Source organism: Micromonospora sp. MH99, from assembly GCF_021442385.1.
In the GTDB taxonomy this organism is placed as follows: domain Bacteria; phylum Actinomycetota; class Actinomycetes; order Mycobacteriales; family Micromonosporaceae; genus Micromonospora.
Map to the genome: position 1 here is coordinate 48,977 of NZ_MUZA01000012.1, position 16,714 is coordinate 65,690.

Sequence of the window (16,714 nt, forward strand, 5' to 3'; positions counted from 1 at the left end):
GCCGTCCGTCCCCTTGCGATTCAGCGAGAAGTGAGCGTCGTTGTCTGAGCACCACTCCCCTCGGGAGTCTTCGTCCCCGTCCGCCCCGGCCACCGTCACCGTGTTCGCGTCGCCCGCGAGTTGGATCGAGTCCGCCGCGCTCGACCAGTGCCGGCAGGTGGCTGCCCTCGACGGCATGGTCCACGTTGCCGGCATGCCGGACCTGCACCCGGGCAAGGGCGCCCCCATCGGCGCGGCCATGGCATCGACAGTCCTCTACCCGTTCCTGGTGGGCTCGGACATCGGTTGCGGCATCGCGGTGTTCCCCATTCGACTCCGACGCGTCGTACCCGAGCGACTGGCCGCCCGGTTCCCCGACCTCGACCACGCGCTGGACCCCGAGCGGGACGCCGACGACCTGGCCTGGGCCGTCGTCGCGGGCGAGGTTCCCGCCGGTCACCGGGACGGTCTCGGTACGGTCGGTCGCGGCAACCACTTCGTCGAGCTGGCTCGCGTCGACACCGTCTTCGCACCCGAGCACGCGCACCGACTCGGGCTGGCCACCGGTGACCTCGTCCTCGTCGTGCACAGCGGCTCGCGGGGCCTGGGTGAGCGGATCCTGCGCACGCACACCGAGACGCACGGGGCCGGCCCCGCACCCGACCCGGCCGCGTACCTGGCCCGACACGACGAGGCGGTGCGCTGGGGCTCGCTCAACCGGCGGCTGCTGGCCGCCCGGGTGGCGTACGCCCTGGGCGCCGAGCCGACCGAGCCGGTCGTCGACCAGTGCCACAACCTGGTCGAGGTGCGCGACGGCGTCTACCTGCACCGCAAGGGAGCGGCGCCCGGTGACGGCCGCGACGTGCTCGTCGCCGGTACGCGGGGCACCGCGTCGTACCTGGTGGCCGCCCACGCCGGGGCGGACGCCAACCACTCGGTGGCGCACGGCGCGGGTCGGAAGATGTCCCGCGCCGACGCGCTGCGCCGGGGCCGGGCCAAGCACACGGTCGAGGAGCTGCGGCGTACCCCGGTGGGTTCGCTTGTGGTGTGTGGCGACCGTCAGTTGCTCTTCGAGGAGGCGCCCACGGCGTACAAGCGGATCGAGCAGGTGATCGGCGATCTCGTCGAGCACCGACTCGCCACCCCGGTGGCCACCACGATCCCCCTGGTCACCTACAAGACGCCGGATGTCGGGGCCGGGCCGAGGTCGGACCGGCGCGACAAGCGTCGCGGGCGGGGTCGGTCGTGAGCGCGCACCTGCTGCTGTCCGCCGGCCGTGGCCCGCGGGAGTGCGCGTGGGCGCTGGCCCATTTGTTGCGCCGCCTGGAGGGTGAGGCCACCCGGCGGGGCGTGACGGTCCAGCGGGTCGACGCGGTGTCCGGTGACCGGCCCGGCACGTACCGGTCGGTGCTGATCCGGCTGTCCGGCGCTGACGTCGAGGCGTTCGCCGCCTCCTGGACGGGGACGCTGTGCTGGCAGGCGCCCAGCCCCTACCGGAGCGGCGCGGGTCGCAAGAACTGGTACGTGACAGCCCAACCGCCGCCGAGCGACGCGCCGACGACGACGTTCACCGAGGCCGACGTCGACATCGTCGGGTGCCGCACCGGCGGTCCCGGCGGCCAGCACCGGAACAAGGCCAGCACCGCGGTACGCGCCACCCACCGACCCTCGGGCCTGGTCGTGGTGGTGGACGACGAACGGCAGTTCAGTCTGAACCGGCGCATCGCCCTCGATCTGCTGCGCCAGCGCGTCGAGCGCGGCGACGAGGCGGCCCGGCGCGCGGTCACGACCGCTCGTTGGCGCATCCACGACGACCTCGTGCGGGGCGACCCGACCCGCGTCGAACGCCCGTAGGCCGGCGGCTCAGACCTCCAGGACCGCGTCGGCGAAGGCCCGGGGCGCCTCCTGGGGCAGGTTGTGCCCGATCCCGCCGCCGACGGTCCGGTGCTCGTACCGGCCGGTGAACTGCTTGCCGTAGACACCCGGGTCCAGGTGGGGAGCGCCGTTGGCGTCACCCTCCAGCGTGATGCTGGGCACCGTGATCTTCGGCTTGCCGGCGAGGCGCTTCTCGACCTCGTCGTACTGCGGTTCGCCGTCGGCCAGGGCCAGCCGCCACCGGTAGTTGTGGATCACCACGTCGACGTGGTCGGGGTTGTCGAACGCGGCCGCGCTGCGCTCGAAGGTCGCGTCGTCGAACGTCCACCGCGGTGACGCGGTCTGCCAGATCAGTCGGGCGAAGTCGCGGCGGTTGCGGTCGTACCCCTGCCGGCCGCGCTCGGTGGCGAAGTAGTACTGGTACCACCAGGAGAACTCGGCCCTGGGCGGCAGCGGCGTCCGGCCCGACTCCTGGCCGTCGATCAGGTAGCCGCTGACCGACACCAGACCGGAACAGCGCTCCGGCCACAACGCGGCCACGACATCTGCCGTACGCGCGCCCCAGTCGAACCCGGCCAGCTTCGCGCTGTCGATGCCCAGGGCGTCCATGAGGGCGATGAGGTCGAGCCCCATCGCGGCCGGCTCGCCGTTGCGGACGGCGTCGTCGGATCGGAAGCGGGTGGTGCCGTAACCCCGCAGGTACGGCACGACGACCCGGTGGCCGGCATCGGTGAGCAGCGGTACGACGTCGACGAAGCTGTGGATGTCGTACGGCCAGCCGTGCAGGAGGATCACCGGGGCCCCGTCGGCCGGGCCGGCGTCCACGTATCCGACGTTCAGGACCCCGGCGTCGACCTGTCGCACGTCATCGAACAGGGCCATTGGAACCGGTCCCCTTCCTCGGCTGATTCCCGCTGTCGAAACGCGGCTCCGGACCAGCGGCCCAGCCCCGAAATCGTAGGAATCCGCGAGCCGACCGACAGCGAGTTGCGCAAGAACGGCAGGGCCGGCACGCGGATCACTAGAATGCGGGCGCGAACACGACACGCTCCGTGTGGTCGCCACGCTGGTCGTAGGGTGGTGACATGGCTGAGCGATCCCTGACCCTGATGGCGGTGCACGCGCACCCCGACGACGAGGCGACGAGCACCGGTGGCGTCCTCGCCCGGTACGCGGCCGAAGGTGTCACCACGGTCCTCGTGACCTGCACCGACGGGCGATGCGGCGACGGCCCCGGCGGGGTCAAACCCGGTGAGCCCGGCCACGACCCGGCCGACGTCGTGGCGATGCGTCAGGCCGAGCTGGAGGCCAGCGCGGCCACGTTGAAGGTCACGCACCTGGAGACGCTCGGCTACGCCGACTCCGGGATGATGGGCTGGACGACGAACGACCAGCCCGGCTCCTTCTGGACGACGCCGGTGGCCGAGGCCGCGGAGCGGCTCGCCGACCTGATCCGCCGCTACCAGCCGGACGTCATCGTGACCTACGACGAGAACGGCTTCTACGGCCACCCCGACCACATCCAGGCGCACCGCATCACCATGGCCGCCGTCGCGCAGACCGACGTCCCCGCGAAGGTCTACTGGACCACCGTGCCGCGGACGGCGTTCGCGGAGTTCGGCCGGATCATGAAGGATCTCGGCATCGAGTGGGACGACCCGGACCCGTCGTCGGGTCAGCCTGAGCTGGGGCTGCCCGACGACGAGATCACCACCTGGGTCGACACCCGGAGCTACGGCGCGCAGAAGTTCGAGGCCCTGGCCGCGCACGCCAGCCAGACCGAGAACATCTTCTTCCTTCAACTGGGCCAGGAGCGGTTCACCGAGCTGATGGGCACCGAGACCTTCGTCCGCGTACGGGACACCACCGACGCGCCGGTGCCCGAGGACGACCTCTTCGCCGGCCTGCGCTGACGCGTACCCACACCCGGCGGCGGGGCCCGCTACCGTTGCCGGGTGCGGGTGGTGGTGGCGGAAGACCTGATGTTGTTGCGGGACGGGCTGATCCGACTGTTGGAGGCCCACGGCTTCGAGGTGGTCGCCGCCGTGGGCACCGGACCGGATCTGCTGACCGAACTCGTCACGCGGCGCCCCGACGTGGCAGTCGTCGACGTGCGGCTGCCGCCGTCGTACACCGATGAGGGTCTGCGGGCCGCGCTCGCGGCGCGGGCCGAGGTGCCGGGACTGCCGGTGCTGGTGCTCTCGGCGTACGTGGAGCGGCTGTACGCGCGGGAACTGCTCGCCGACGGCCATGGCGGGATCGGCTACCTGCTCAAGGACCGGGTGTCCGACCTCGACGAGTTCGTCGCCGCGATCCGCCGGGTCGCCGCGGGCGGCACCGCGCTCGACCCCACAGTGGTGGCGAAGCTGCTCGACAGCCGGGCGCGGGTGCTGCCCCTGGACCGGTTGACCCCCCGCGAGCGGGAGGTGCTCGGCCAGATGGCGCAGGGCCGGTCCAACGCCGCCATCGGCGCCGCCCTGTTCATCACGGAGAAGGCCGTCGCCAAGCACACCAACAGCATCTTCGCCAAGCTCGGGTTGCAGTCGTCCGAGGACGACAACCGGCGCGTCCTGGCCGTCCTCGCCTACCTCGACGCATAGGGGTACTGGTACCACCACGGGAGGGGTTCCAGGCTCCTCGAAACGCGTCGCGCCAGCGGCGAGCCTGAGACCATGACCGCAACCATTGGCACGACGGCCCTTCAACCGGGCCCCGTCCCCCGCTCCGACCGCGCCCTCGCCCCCGACCTCGCACGCGGGGCCATGCTGCTGTTCATCGCGCTCGCGAACGCCGCGAACGCCGCGTTCGCCGGCCAGCCCGGCCTGGACGGCACGCCGCACGGCGCGCAACGCGTCGTCAACGCCGTGCTGGCGATGTTCGTCGACAGCCGCGCCTACCCGGTCTTCGCCGTCATGTTCGGGTACGGCCTCGTGCAGATCGCCCGACGACAGGGCGAGAACGGACGGCGGATCCTGCTGCGGCGCAACGCCGCCCTGATCGTCTTCGGCCTCTGTCACGCGACGCTGCTGTACTTCGGGGACTTCCTCGGCGCGTACGGCATCGTCGGTATCGTCGCCACCCTGTTGTTGCTGCGCCGCGGCGACCGTTTCCACCGCGTCGTGCTGTGGCTCTGGGGCATCCAGACCGCGTACGCAGTGGTCCTGGCGGTGACCGCGCTCGTCGGCGCGCGCGGCGGCGACGCCGTCCTGGCCAACACGCCGAACCCGTCGCTCGCCGCCTCGTCGTACGGGCAGTCCATCCTCGACCGTCTCGCCGAGTGGCCGGTCCACACCGCCACCGTGCTCCCGTTCATCGTCATCGTGTGGCTGGGCATCTGGGCGGCCCGCCACCGCATCCTGGAGAACCCCGCCGCGCACCGCGTGCTGCTGCGCCGCGTCGCCGCCGGCTGCCTCGGCATCTCCGTCGTCGGCGCGCTCCCGTACGCGCTCATCGCCGCTGGTGCCGTGCACGTCGACGCCGCTACGGTCGAGGCCATGGCACTCGTCCACGCCGTGAGCGGCGAGTACGGCGGGCCCGGCTACGTGGCGTTGTTCGGCCTGCTGGCGCTGCGACTCGACCGCGCCCGCCGCGGCCCTGCCCTGCTCGCCCCGGTGATCGCGCTCGGGCAACGGTCGCTGAGCGGGTACCTGTTGCAGTCCGCGGTGTGGCTGGCGGTGTTCGCGCCGTGGGCGATGCACCTGGAGGGCACGTACGCCGCCGCCGGCGTCGCGGTCGTCACCTGGCTGGTCTCGCTGGCCGCCGCCTGGGCTCTGAGCGTCACCGGTCGCCGGGGGCCGGCGGAGACACTGCTGCGACGCATCACCTACCGCACCACCCGCCGATGACCGCCACCATCCGCAGGACCGTGGCCGGGGCGCTCTGCGTCGCGGCCACGGTCGCCTGGCTGGTCACCGGCCGGGGCGTGTTCTGGCCCCGGTGGGTGTACTTCGGGGTGGGCATGGTCCTGCTCGGCCGGCTCCTGCTGCGGCGGGCACTGCGGGTGCCGCCGGGCCGGCGTCTCTGGCTCGCCCTCGACGCCGCCGCCTGCACCCTGATCGGGTGCGCCGACCTCAGCGTCTGGGTGCTCACCGGCGGCGGCTACTTCTGGCCGGCCTGGACGCTGCTCGGCCTGGTGACGATCGTCGGGCTGCACGCCTGGGTGGTCAGTCGCCCTCCCGGCGCCCGCGAGCGGGAGCTCACCGAGCGGGTCGCCACCCTGACCCGTTCCCGCCGCAGCGCCGTGGACCAGCAGGCCGCCGAGTTGAAGCGGATCGAGCGCGACCTGCACGACGGGGCCCAGGCCCGTCTGGTGTCCCTGTCGCTGGCCCTCGGCTTGGCCGGGGACCTGCTGCGCCGTGACGTCGACGGCGCCGCGCAGCTGCTGGCGGAGGCCCGCGCCACGGCGACCGCAGCCCTCGACGACCTTCGCACCGTCACCCAGAGCATCCATCCGGCGGTGCTCGCCGACCGTGGCCTCGGTGACGCCGTCCGCGCCCTCGCGCTCGACCTCGCCGTGCCCGTCACCGTCACCGGCGACCCACCCGCGCAGCTCGGGCCGGCGGTGCAGACCGCGGCGTACTTCGCGGTGGCCGAAGCCCTGGCCAACGTGGCGAAACACAGCGCCGCCACCGCGGCGTCGGTGACCTTCGACCAGGGCGGCGACATGCTACGGATCCACGTCGACGACAACGGGTCCGGTGGCGCGGACCCGGGCCGCGGCACCGGCCTGCGCGGCATCGTGGGTCGCCTCGACGCCATCGACGCCCGCCTGTCGGTGGACAGCCCGGTGGGCGGCCCGACCCGGGTCACCGTCACGATCCCGATCGAGCCGGCCTGACCCGCGTACGCGCCCCACGCGCCCGAGCGGTACGCCTCAGGACGTCGCGGTCGACTGCCCGCTGCGGCTGTCCGGCCGTACGCCCTGGTCCGGGCGGTCGGTCAGCACCCGGGGGCCGGCCTCGGTGACCGCGACGGTGTGCTCGGAGTGGGCCGAGCGCGAGCCGTCCGCGGAGCGGATCGTCCAGCCGTCCTGATCAAATTTGATCTTGCCGGTGCTGCGGCAGAACCACGGCTCGATCGCGAGCGTCAGGCCGGGCTTGAGCTTCATGCCCCGCCCGGGTCGCCCGTTGTTGGGCACGTGCGGGGCCTCGTGCATGGTGCGGCCGATGCCGTGCCCACCGAACTCGTCGTTGACCTGGTAGCCGTAGCGGTGGGCGACCTGGCCGATGGCGGCGGAGATGTCGCCGAGTTGGTTGCCCGGCCGCGCGGCGTCGATGCCGGCCGCCAGCGCGACCTCGGTGGCCTCGATCAGCTTCAAATCCTCCGGGTCGGGGGTGCCGACGACGAAGGACAGCGCGGAGTCGGCAGCCCAGCCGTCGATCCCGACCGCCATGTCGATGCTCAGCAGGTCACCGTCGCGCAGGACGTAGTCGTGCGGCAGACCGTGCAGCACGGCGTCGTTGACCGAGAGGCACAGGACGTTGCGGAACGGGCCGCGACCGAACGACGGCGTGTAGTCCCAGTAGCAGGAGTCGGCGCCCCGCTCCCTGATCCGGCGGCGCGCGTGGTGCTCCAGGTCCAGCAGGTTGACCCCTGTCCCGGCCACGGCGCGCAGCTCGGCCAGCAGCTCGCCGACGAACTGGCCGGTCACGGCCATTCGATCGACTTCCGCAGCGGTTTTCAGCTCGATCACGATCAACCCTTCTCTCTCCGGTGCGGTATATTTATACCACGCTGGCCGGGGCTGCCGGCGGGTCGACATTGCCGGTCCGTGCGGGCGCATCTATCCTGCTCACATGGTCCGCCCACCCCTCACCCCGGAACAGATCGCCGCGGGGCAACGCCTCGGAGCGGCTCTCCGGGTCGCACGGGGCAGCCGCAGCCTCGTCGAGGTGGCCCTGGCGGCCGGCATCTCACCGGAGACGCTGCGCAAGATCGAGGTTGGCCGGCTCCCGGCGCCCGCGTTCGGCACAGTGGTCTGCCTCAGCGAGGTCCTCGGCGTCGCACTCAGCGACCTGGCCGAGGTGTGGCTGGCCGACCTGCGCGTCCGCGAGGCGTCCTGAGGCTCGGTCGACGGCCACCGGGCAGCCGCCTGTGGTTCGACCGGTCCGCGTCCAGTCGGATATCCGCGACCGCCTGACGACCAACCGATCCATCCTGCCCACCTGGTTCCCCCCGCACCCTGTGCCAGATCGGTGCGGAGCAGCGCTTCGAGTCGTAGCCTTCAGGCCATGATCTTCATTACCGCCAAGTTCCGGGTGCTGCCCGAGCATGCCGACCAGTGGCCGCAGATCGCCGCCGCGTTCACCGACGCGACCCGCGCCGAGCCGGGCTGCCTGTGGTTCGACTGGTCCCGCAGCCTGGACGACCCGACCGAATACGTCCTGGTCGAGGCCTTCCGCGACGACGAGGCAGGCGCGGCGCACGTCCAGTCGGCCCACTTCCGGGCCGCGCAGGAGACGCTGCCGCCGCACCTGGCCGAGACGCCGCGCATCGTCAACGCCACGGTCCCGCAGCAGGACTGGTCGCTGCTCGGCGAGATGGCCGTACCCGAGGCCCACTGACCGCCTGCCGACGCCGGCCGGGGCCACTCCCGCCGGATCCGCTCGGCTCTCCTCGCCCGACCCGGGCCGGTTGCTCCACTGGGGACTGTCGGATATCCGCGATCGCCAACGCCGGCCCGGGCGGAGGATGTCGCACATCGATCTCGTCACTAAGGTCCACCGTGACAAGCGCCTGCCGGGGAAGGCGGTGATCGATGCGTTGCGTCACCTGTGGGGCCGACACCGATGCGGCGCTCCCCACCTGCCAACGGTGCGGTTCGGCCCTGCCCGGCGCCGCCGCGCCGCAGCCGGAGCCTCCGCCTCACGCGTCCTCCGTCGCGACCGAACCTCCCAACGCGACACCCGTCGCGGACGAACCTCTCAACGCGACACCGGTCGAGGCCTCGTCGTGGGGAGGGTCGCCAGTCGTCGGCGGTGCCTCGGGCGCGCTGTCGGGGGCTGCCGTGTCGCCCCCGCTGTGGGATCTGCTCGTGTGCGCGGTGCTGTTCGCCGGCTGGGTGCTGGTGCTCCTGCTCATCGCGCTCGCCAGGGGCGCCGAGGAGCCGTCCGAGGTGCCGGGTCGACTGGCCCTGTGGCACTACGTGCTCGCCGCCCTCGCCGTCGCCATCTACCTGTTGACGGCCGTCCGGGGCGTACCCGAGTCACCTGGGCACCTGTGGGCGCGCGCGGCCCGTGGTGACGGGCGTGACGGTGACCTGCGGCGAGGGCTCCAGCTTCTGGTGCCCACGCTCGTGGTGACAGTCGCGGTGGCGCTCGTCGCGGGCCTGACAGTGCCGCTGCCCGACGCCGTCTCCGAGGCGACGTCCACCTCGGTGACCCCGACCCCCGGGGACGAGGTGCCCACCGGGACGCCGCCGACGCCCGACCCGGTCCCGACGACGTTCGGCCCGGAGACACCGACACCGACGGTGAGTGACGATCCGGACGCCCGACGACGTACGCAGGCCGAGGCGGTGGACGCGCTGCTGTCGGAGTCGATCGCCTCGCGCGGCGACCTGGCCACGGCCATCGCGGCAGTGGGTGAGTGCCGTGACCTGAACCGCTCGCTCGGCCTGTTGAACGGCGTGACACGCCAACGCCGCGCCCAGCGCGACCAGGCCGCCGCACTGACCGTCGACGCGCTCACCGACGGTCCGGCGATGCGCTCCCACCTCGTCTCCGCCTTCACGTACGCCGGGGACGCGGACGCGGCCTACGCCGCCTGGACGCGACGCTCCATCAACTCCGGCTGCTCGCTCGACGCCAACTGGCAACGGGGCAACCAGCTCTCCGAGCAGTCCCAGAAGGCCAAGAACGAGTTTCTGCGCCGGTGGAACCCGATCGCCGTCTCATGCGGGCTGCCCACCCGCACCAGCAAGGAAATCTAGGGAGCCCGGAGATGACGACGTGACGGTGACCGAGGCGGCACAGACCGACCACTTCGATTTCCCGTCGTACCAGATGCCGCCGCGGCTGTCCGACACCACGCGGCACCTGTGCGGCGCGGCCTACCTCGACCAGGACTACGCCGAGACGGTGATCAGAGAGGTGATCGAGGACGAGCGGCGTGCCGTCGCGCCCTCGTTCGGCTTCGACCTCAACGCGGTCGTCCGACACTGCTTCCGGGCACAGCGCCGCTACCTGGTCCGCGACAGCCTCCTGTTCGGGCTGCTCGTCATCGGTGTGCTGACCTCGATCACCGCCACGGTGGGCTGGGTGGTGCTCGGGCTCATCGTGCTGCTGGCCCGGTCCCGGGAGTTGCGCGAGCTGTCCCTGCCGGTCCGCTTCCTGTTGTTCGGCACGCTGATCACCATCGTGCTGTGCACCGGCGGCCTGTCGCTCGTGCTGCCCCTGGTCAGTGTGTCCACCGGCCTTCAGATCTTCATCGACTCCCTGCTGGGTACCGGGTCCGACCTCAGTGGCGACTCACTGGTCGAGGCGCTGCAGATCAGGATGGCGGCCGGCGTCTTCGGGTTCCTGGCCTGGCTGCCCCTCCTGCTCGGTATCGCCACGCTCGTCGTCCTCGTCCGGTTCGAGCGCACCACCCACCGGATCCTGACCGGCGAGCTGGGCCCCGGCAGGCCACCGGTCCTGCCGACTCTGCCCAACGAACGGGTGGCCCGCCGACTCGACCTGGTGGCCCGCGCCCAGTACGGCAACATCACCGTCCAGGAGCGGGATCCCTTTCTGGGCTGCGGTGCGGCCGAACACGGCTGGTCGTACGCCATCCCGGTGCGGCCCGCCTCCCGCCGGGTCGCCGGCCAGGACGGCGGCCCGGAGGCCCCACCGATCGACCAGGCGGAGCTGGGGCCCGCGCTGACCGCGCACGTCCGGGCGGCGGTCCGGCGGATGCGGGAGGATCCACTCCCCCGCGCCGTCCGGGTGCCGGGGCTCTCCCTGGTGCCGCACATCGTCGCCGACGGGGTACGCCGGCAGGGTGACCCGCTGCTCGACCCGGAGACCGGGATGCCGCGCAGCCGCGCCTCGGAAGAGGTGATCGACGTGATCGTCCGGCATCCACAGGGTGGCCTGCGCTACTACGACCGGATCGTCGTCAGCGGCGCCGGCAAGCCCCTGCACACCGCGGACGGACGACTCGTGCTGCCCGAGCAGAGCCTCGGCATCGACATCTCCGCGTTCGTGCACGTCGCCGTCGAGGGTGGGTTGCTCTACGTCGAGTTCGTCACCACGGTGATGCCACCCATCAAGGGCCGGTACGCGCTTGTCGATCGGCTGCAACCCGAGCAGTCGATGGTCCGGATCGTGCGTGACGTGCTGGCCAACATGGTGACCGACTCGGTGCTCAGCGGCTGGCGCCTCGTCAAGCGGCTGCGGCACGATCGAGGCATGAAGACCCGGATGGACGACGCGTTCGCCGCGAGCAAGCAGTTCCGGACGCACGACTACGGCGCCCGGGTCAGTGTGCGTCAGCTCGTCGCCGAGCGGAACGCGGTCAAGCACCTGCAACTGCTCGACGAGTGGAAGTACACCAAGCTCCTGGAGCGGGCCGTGTTGGAGGCGGTCGTGTCGTTCCTGAGCGAGCGTGGCCTGGACACCGGCAATCTGGTGCAGCGCGCGTCCGAGGCCCAGAACATCTTCGGCAACGTCAACAACATCTTCGGCGGTCAGCAGGCGTTCGACAGCTCCAATGTCAAATTCGAACAGCACAACTAGGAGGCCCTCGATGGCGGACCCGGATCAGCCGGCCCGGTCGATCGTGTTCCACAACACGATCCATGGTGGTATGCAAGCCTTCGCCAGCGACCATTTCACGATGGTCCAGCACAACGGGACCAACGACCTCGCCGAGCGGTTCGACGCGCTGCTGCGCACCCTGAAGGAGCATGTCGGCGACTTCGAGGACCCGGAGCGCGCCGACCGCGAAGTGGCCGCGATCGAGGTCGCCCGCGAGCAACGGCAGCCGGATCCCAAGCCGGTGCTGACGTCGTTGGAGACACTTGCCGCGCTGGCCACGGTCGGCGGCACGCTGGCCGAGGCGGTCCAGGCCGCCATCGACATCGTTTCTCAGCACTGGCCGCTCTGACCGGTGGGGACGTTCCCGGGCCGTGAGCGGGCCCGGTGGCCGGTGCGACGCGCACTCCCGGGAGGGTCCGCAGGTCCTCGGCGGACCCCTGGGTGAGTCACGCTGCTGTTAGCGCCAACACCGTCGGTCCGACCGTGCGCGCGGCGGAATGTGGACCCCGCCGACCAGGAGCAGCCGGGCAAGATACCAACGGTCGTCTATGGACATGCCATCCTGTTAACGCTAACGTAGCCGACGACCGTCGATATCTGAGCGTAATCCGACCGTCACGAAGGGCCTGTCATCGCTGGTCCCGGCTGTGCGGTCGACATCGTTCGCGGCGTGGGCGGGTGGAGCGTGGCCGGCACGGGACGGCCCGAGATCACCACCGGGCGACTCGCGCCGAGGGCCGGACGATTCCAGGCCACGGCCACTTCATCGATCACCGCCGCGTCCCCGGGCAGGGCCGCGGGCGGTGGCCGGCAACCGTATCGCCACGTACCGAACCGCCTGTCCCGCCGACCGCGCCGTCGTGACGGCTCTCCCGGCGCAGCACGGCCCCGGTGTCGTCGTACGCGGCCGCAGACCGGGCCACGCCCGCCGTCCCCCTGCTCAGAGTCCGGGCCCGAGCAGGGGGAACGGGCCGGCCCCCGCACATCGTCAATCTCTCACCGATGAGGAGAGCACGTGCGACTCAGACAACCCCAACACCGGCGGCCTGCGCTCATCGCCGCCGCCGCCACACTCGTGCTCGTCGGCGCCGCCCTCACCCAGACCGGCGCCTCGGCGGCCGCCGCCGGATGCCAGGTCACCTACTCGGTCAGCTCCCAGTGGCAGGGTGGCTTCGGCGCCAACGTCACCGTCACCAACCTGGGCGACGCCGTCAACGGATGGCGACTGACCTGGACCTTCGCCGCCGGTCAGGCCGTCACCCAACTGTGGAACGGCAGCTACACGCAGGCGGGCAGCGAGGTCACCGTCACCAATGCCCCCTACAACGCCAGCATTCCCACCAACGGCAGCACGAGCTTCGGCTTCAACGGCAGTTGGACCGGCAGCAACCCCGAGCCGGCGTCCTTCGCCCTGAACGGCACCACCTGCACGGGAGGGGTGAGCCCGACGACCCCGCCGCCCACCACGCCACCACCCACGACGCCGCCGCCCACGACGCCACCGCCGACCACCCCGCCGCCCACCACCCCACCGCCGACCACGCCGCCGCCGAGCACGACGCTGCCCTGTGACATCTACACGGCCGGTGGCACACCCTGCATCGCGGCGCACAGCACCACCCGAGCCCTGTACGCCTCCTACAACGGCTCGCTCTACCAGGTACGCCGATCCTCGGACAACAGCACCCGCAACATCGGCGTGCTGTCGCCCGGTGGGCGGGCCAACGCCGCCAGCCAGGACAGCTTCTGCGCGAACACCACCTGCGTCATCACGATCATCTACGACCAGTCCGGACGTGGTAACAATCTCGGTTACCAGGGTGCCGGCGGCGTCGGTGGCGCCGTCCAGCCGGCGGTCGCGAACAAGGAGTCGGTGACGGTCGGCGGCGACAAGGTCTACTCGCTCTACATCCCCGGCAGGAGCAGCTACTGGCGCGACGGTCACCTGACCGGGGTGCCGACCGGCGCCGCCCCCGAGGGCATGTACATGGTCACCAGTGGCACCCACGTCAACAGCGGCTGCTGCTTCGACTACGGCAACAGCGAGACCACCCGCCGGGCCGACGGCGCGGGCGCGATGGACGCGATCTACTTCGGCACCAGTTGCTGGTTCGGCGGCTGCTCCGGCTCCGGCCCCTGGGTGCAGGCCGACCTGGAGTACGGCCTCTACCCCGGCGGCAGCAGCTCCTGGAACAGCAACCAGCGGGCCTTCACCAGCAAGTTCGTCACCGCCACCCTGAAGAACAACGGCACCTCACGCTTCGCCATCAAGGGCAGCAACGCTCAGTCCGGCGGCCTCTACACCCTCTATGACGGGTCGCTGCCACGCGGGTACAGCCCGATGAGGAAGCAGGGCGCGATCATCCTCGGCAGCGGCGGGGACTGCTGCATCGACAACACCAACCAGAGCGTCGGCACCTTCTACGAGGGGGCGATGGTCGCCGGCTACCCGTCTGACGCGACCGAGAACGCGGTGCAGGCGAACATCACCGCCGCCGGCTACCGCTGAGATCCCGCGGTCGCCACCTCCGCCTCGGCGGGTGTGGCGGCCGCGGCCAGGTCCGCTACGCCGCGTGGCCCGACTCGGGAAAGCTCCCGGATCGGGCCACGCGTGCGTTCGGGCCGCGCGTCGCGCACGCGCCCCACCCGCCACGACAGACCGGATCGAATACGCCTGACCGACGCCGTACATCCACCGGGAACCGGCAAAGGACGTTGTCGGTGGTGCCGCGCAGGGCGGATCGGTCGACCGATCGGTCCCCGAGCGGTACTCCGGCCGGGGTGAGCCCGCGCGGCGACGCCGAGCGACGGCAGGCATCATGTCGGCGTGAACTCAACCCTGGCCGCCCTGCTCGGCTCCGCCATCACCGCCTTCGCATCGCTGTCCGTGGTGTGGGTGCACAGTCGGATCAAGCGGCGGCAGCGGGAGCGCGCCGAGCTTCAGCGGGCGTACGTCCTGGTTCTGTCCGGCGCCCTACGCCTCGCCCACAAGGCCGAGGCGTTGCGGCAGACCAGGTACTGGCGATCGGGCCTGCCGGAGGCGGGTAACGAGCTGCTCGGAGGGCACAAGCCGCTGGGGCCGATGGGGCTGCACGACTGGCTGGCCCGGGACATGGTCACCGTGGAGGCCGCCTGGTCGGAGATCTGGACCCGCGCGGACCAGGACGGTATCGCGTTGGCCAACGGCCTCATGACCGCGTTCAACGCGGTGCTGGCCGCCGCGCTGCGGGCCAGCGGAACGGAGCCGTTCGAGGCGTCCGACGAGATGACGATCGCCAGCCGCCGCCTCGGCGAGGCACGTCGGCAGCTCGCCCTGCACGCCCGCCGGGTCGCCAAACTGGGCCCGCGCGACGTCGACCTGTTCACCGAGCGCGAGTACGGCGTACCGGTGGGCTGAGATCTCGTGGCCGTGTCGCAGCTGGTTTCGCCGCCCGCAGAGCGATTGGAGACGCCGCGTGGACTCCACGGTGCTGCATTCGATGGCGCGTCGCTACCTAGAGGCGCGCTACCTGTCGCTGCAAGCCGAGTACCGCACACTGTCGAACTCAGGTCGCCAGCCCGACGATTATCACCACACGGTGGATGCGCGGCGGATCTTTCCCCGTTACCAGGTGGTGGAGGCCATCCTCGTTGACGTCGAACGACTCGATCCCGACCGCCTTCCCAGCCTCGACGATGTCGCCGGAGCGCTGCTGGCTGCCGCATACGGCGCGCACTCCGATTTCACCACGTCGCCGACGGACGACGTGGCGGCGCAGGCAATCGCCGATGAGCGCCGGCTGTTCGCCGCGCAGGTCCCGCGGTGGAGAGGGCAGCCGGACCTGCGCGGCGGCCCGCTCCCGTACCGCCGGGTTCTGACGACCGGGGAGTCGTCGGCCTGGCGCACGTCGCTACAGAAGCGGTGGGGTGTACGCGACGACTGTTGGCACCCCTTGGTGAGCGATGAGGTCCCAACCGATGTCCTGGTGCTGACCGGTGAGTCGATGTGGGAGCACGACGGGGTCGATCAGGTCCGCCGGGCACTGCTGAACCTGCGACGGCGGCGTGTTGTCGAGATTCGCGAGTGGGGCCCCGACCACATCCTCGACCTCGAGATCTTCGCCCCGCGTTACACAGGCGCCGAGGGCGTGTGGACCGACGAGCAGCACGACTGGGTCGCCTACGCGTCGCACGAGGGGACTGTCGCGTTCGGCGGCGTGCTCGCGACAGGTCTGTGCCGCTCATGGGCCGATGTCGGTGAATGGCGGTGGCCCGGGTGGCCGCAACGCCTCACCGAGTGAGTTGCGCGTCTGCCGGGGCCTTGTCCTAGCCACGCACGAGCCGGGGTCTTGTCGTAGCCACGCACGCGTCGGGCCATCCGTGGCCCGTCCGGGTCGGGCCGCTCGACGGGCGTGGGCAGGAGGAGGTGGACGACCCCGAGCATCAGTGCCACCACCACACCGTCGAGCCAGTAGTGGTTGCCGGTGGCCACGACGACAAGCAGGGTGACGAGCGGGTGGGCCAGCCACAGCCACCGCAGGCGTCCGCGGGTCACCGCGACGAGGGCCACGGCCACGGCCAGCGCCCACCCGACGTGCAGGGACGGCATGGCCGCGTACTGGTTGCTGAGGGTGTCGGTGTCGGGTGGACCGTAGACCGTGGGCCCGAACCGGCGGCCGGTGTCCACCAGGCCCGTGAGCGCGGTCAGCCGGGGCGGCGCGAGCGGGACCAGGAGGTGCAGGGCCAGAGCCGCCGCGGTGAGACAGGCGAGCACGCGACGCGTCCACAGGTAGTGCGCCGGGTGTCGGAGGTACAGCCAGACGAGGGTGATCACCGTGGCGGGGAAGTGCACGTACGCGTAGTAGCCGTTGGCCAGGTGTGCCACCAGGTCGTTCGCGAGCAGCGGATGCTGGACGGCAGCCTCGTCGGGCAGGTGGAACAGCCGCTCGAGGTGCCAGATCGACTCGCCGTTGGCCAGCGCGGTCGACACCCGACCGGCCACCGCCATCCGCGCCAGCTTGTAGAGCAGGAACAGCGTGGCGACCAGCAGCAGCTCGCGCGCCGCGCGGCGTGCCGGAGCGGCCCGCCGGCCGGGTGCCACCGGCTGCGGCACCACCAGTTCGGCGATATCCACAGGCGCCTCG

General features: G+C 71.5%; 16 protein-coding genes. 13 read left to right on the top strand and 3 right to left on the bottom strand.

All coding sequences use genetic code 11. From position 1 onward, the window contains the following. The first annotated feature begins 40 nt into the window (after positions 1-40). Positions 41-1,228, top strand: a complete 1,188-nt coding sequence (locus B0E54_RS09170) for an RNA ligase RtcB family protein (protein WP_234582867.1) — start codon at positions 41-43, stop codon at positions 1,226-1,228. Next, the gene (prfH, locus tag B0E54_RS09175) at positions 1,225-1,833 is read left to right on the top strand and encodes a peptide chain release factor H (RefSeq protein ID WP_234582868.1); all 609 of its coding nucleotides are present in this window, start codon (positions 1,225-1,227) and stop codon (positions 1,831-1,833) included. The genes B0E54_RS09170 and prfH overlap by 4 nt, the downstream gene beginning before the upstream one ends. A 9-nt stretch (positions 1,834-1,842) precedes the next feature. Here the strand turns inward: prfH and B0E54_RS09180 are convergent, their stop codons facing one another. Continuing rightward, positions 1,843-2,736 (bottom strand): alpha/beta fold hydrolase, encoded by an 894-nt coding sequence (locus B0E54_RS09180; protein ID WP_234582869.1) that lies wholly within the window; start codon positions 2,734-2,736, stop codon positions 1,843-1,845. Between the two features lie 203 nt (positions 2,737-2,939). Here B0E54_RS09180 and B0E54_RS09185 point away from each other — a divergent pair, with 203 nt between their 5' ends. From B0E54_RS09185 to B0E54_RS09200, 4 genes are all read left to right on the top strand, one after another. After that, entirely contained in the window at positions 2,940-3,767 is an 828-nt protein-coding gene (locus B0E54_RS09185) for a PIG-L family deacetylase (protein WP_234582873.1), read from the top strand. A gap of 42 nt (positions 3,768-3,809) precedes the next feature. Further along, positions 3,810-4,454 (top strand): response regulator transcription factor, encoded by a 645-nt coding sequence (locus B0E54_RS09190; RefSeq protein WP_234582874.1) that lies wholly within the window; start codon positions 3,810-3,812, stop codon positions 4,452-4,454. A 72-nt stretch (positions 4,455-4,526) separates the two neighbouring features. Next, complete coding sequence (locus tag B0E54_RS09195; RefSeq protein WP_234582875.1) at positions 4,527-5,699, top strand: DUF418 domain-containing protein; 1,173 nt, start codon at positions 4,527-4,529, stop codon at positions 5,697-5,699. Continuing rightward, complete coding sequence (locus B0E54_RS09200; protein ID WP_234582876.1) at positions 5,696-6,691, top strand: sensor histidine kinase; 996 nt, start codon at positions 5,696-5,698, stop codon at positions 6,689-6,691. Before B0E54_RS09195 ends, B0E54_RS09200 begins: the two co-directional genes overlap by 4 nt. A 36-nt stretch (positions 6,692-6,727) precedes the next feature. On the opposite strand, the gene map is transcribed toward B0E54_RS09200, so the two are convergent. Next, entirely contained in the window at positions 6,728-7,546 is an 819-nt protein-coding gene (gene map, locus B0E54_RS09205; RefSeq protein WP_234582877.1) for a type I methionyl aminopeptidase, read from the bottom strand. A gap of 103 nt (positions 7,547-7,649) precedes the next feature. Between map and B0E54_RS09210 the strand changes: the two genes are divergently transcribed. From B0E54_RS09210 to B0E54_RS09240, 7 genes are all read left to right on the top strand, one after another. Further along, positions 7,650-7,916 carry a helix-turn-helix domain-containing protein gene (locus B0E54_RS09210; protein WP_234582878.1) on the top strand — a complete coding sequence of 89 codons (267 nt, stop codon included), beginning with the start codon at positions 7,650-7,652 and terminating at the stop codon, positions 7,914-7,916. 168 nt (positions 7,917-8,084) lie between these two features. Next, the gene (locus B0E54_RS09215) at positions 8,085-8,417 is read left to right on the top strand and encodes a putative quinol monooxygenase (protein WP_234582879.1); all 333 of its coding nucleotides are present in this window, start codon (positions 8,085-8,087) and stop codon (positions 8,415-8,417) included. Between the two features lie 443 nt (positions 8,418-8,860). Next, positions 8,861-9,784 carry a hypothetical protein gene (locus tag B0E54_RS09220; RefSeq protein WP_234582880.1) on the top strand — a complete coding sequence of 308 codons (924 nt, stop codon included), beginning with the start codon at positions 8,861-8,863 and terminating at the stop codon, positions 9,782-9,784. Positions 9,785-9,803: 19 nt separating this feature from the next. Beyond that, the gene (locus B0E54_RS09225) at positions 9,804-11,570 is read left to right on the top strand and encodes a hypothetical protein (RefSeq protein ID WP_234582881.1); all 1,767 of its coding nucleotides are present in this window, start codon (positions 9,804-9,806) and stop codon (positions 11,568-11,570) included. Between the two features lie 10 nt (positions 11,571-11,580). Next, positions 11,581-11,940, top strand: a complete 360-nt coding sequence (locus B0E54_RS09230; RefSeq protein WP_234582883.1) for a hypothetical protein — start codon at positions 11,581-11,583, stop codon at positions 11,938-11,940. A gap of 666 nt (positions 11,941-12,606) precedes the next feature. Next, entirely contained in the window at positions 12,607-14,100 is a 1,494-nt protein-coding gene (locus B0E54_RS09235; RefSeq protein ID WP_234582884.1) for an arabinofuranosidase catalytic domain-containing protein, read from the top strand. A 318-nt stretch (positions 14,101-14,418) separates the two neighbouring features. Continuing rightward, positions 14,419-14,988, top strand: coding sequence for a hypothetical protein (locus B0E54_RS09240; protein ID WP_234582886.1), 570 nt, complete (start codon positions 14,419-14,421; stop codon positions 14,986-14,988). A gap of 762 nt (positions 14,989-15,750) precedes the next feature. On the opposite strand, the gene B0E54_RS09245 is transcribed toward B0E54_RS09240, so the two are convergent. Then, entirely contained in the window at positions 15,751-16,704 is a 954-nt protein-coding gene (locus tag B0E54_RS09245) for a phosphatase PAP2 family protein (RefSeq protein WP_234582888.1), read from the bottom strand. Positions 16,705-16,714: the final 10 nt, after the last annotated feature.

What these genes read in the sequence shown, in the direction of transcription:
- B0E54_RS09180 (WP_234582869.1), bottom strand. Translation starts at nt 2,736, where the DNA reads ATGGCCCTGTTCGATGACGTGCGACAGGTCGACGCCGGGGTCCTGAAC.
- B0E54_RS09185 (WP_234582873.1), top strand. Translation starts at nt 2,940, where the DNA reads ATGGCTGAGCGATCCCTGACCCTGATGGCGGTGCACGCGCACCCCGAC.
- B0E54_RS09195 (WP_234582875.1), top strand. Translation starts at nt 4,527, where the DNA reads ATGACCGCAACCATTGGCACGACGGCCCTTCAACCGGGCCCCGTCCCC.
- B0E54_RS09200 (WP_234582876.1), top strand. Translation starts at nt 5,696, where the DNA reads ATGACCGCCACCATCCGCAGGACCGTGGCCGGGGCGCTCTGCGTCGCG.
- B0E54_RS09210 (WP_234582878.1), top strand. Translation starts at nt 7,650, where the DNA reads ATGGTCCGCCCACCCCTCACCCCGGAACAGATCGCCGCGGGGCAACGC.
- B0E54_RS09215 (WP_234582879.1), top strand. Translation starts at nt 8,085, where the DNA reads ATGATCTTCATTACCGCCAAGTTCCGGGTGCTGCCCGAGCATGCCGAC.
- B0E54_RS09230 (WP_234582883.1), top strand. Translation starts at nt 11,581, where the DNA reads ATGGCGGACCCGGATCAGCCGGCCCGGTCGATCGTGTTCCACAACACG.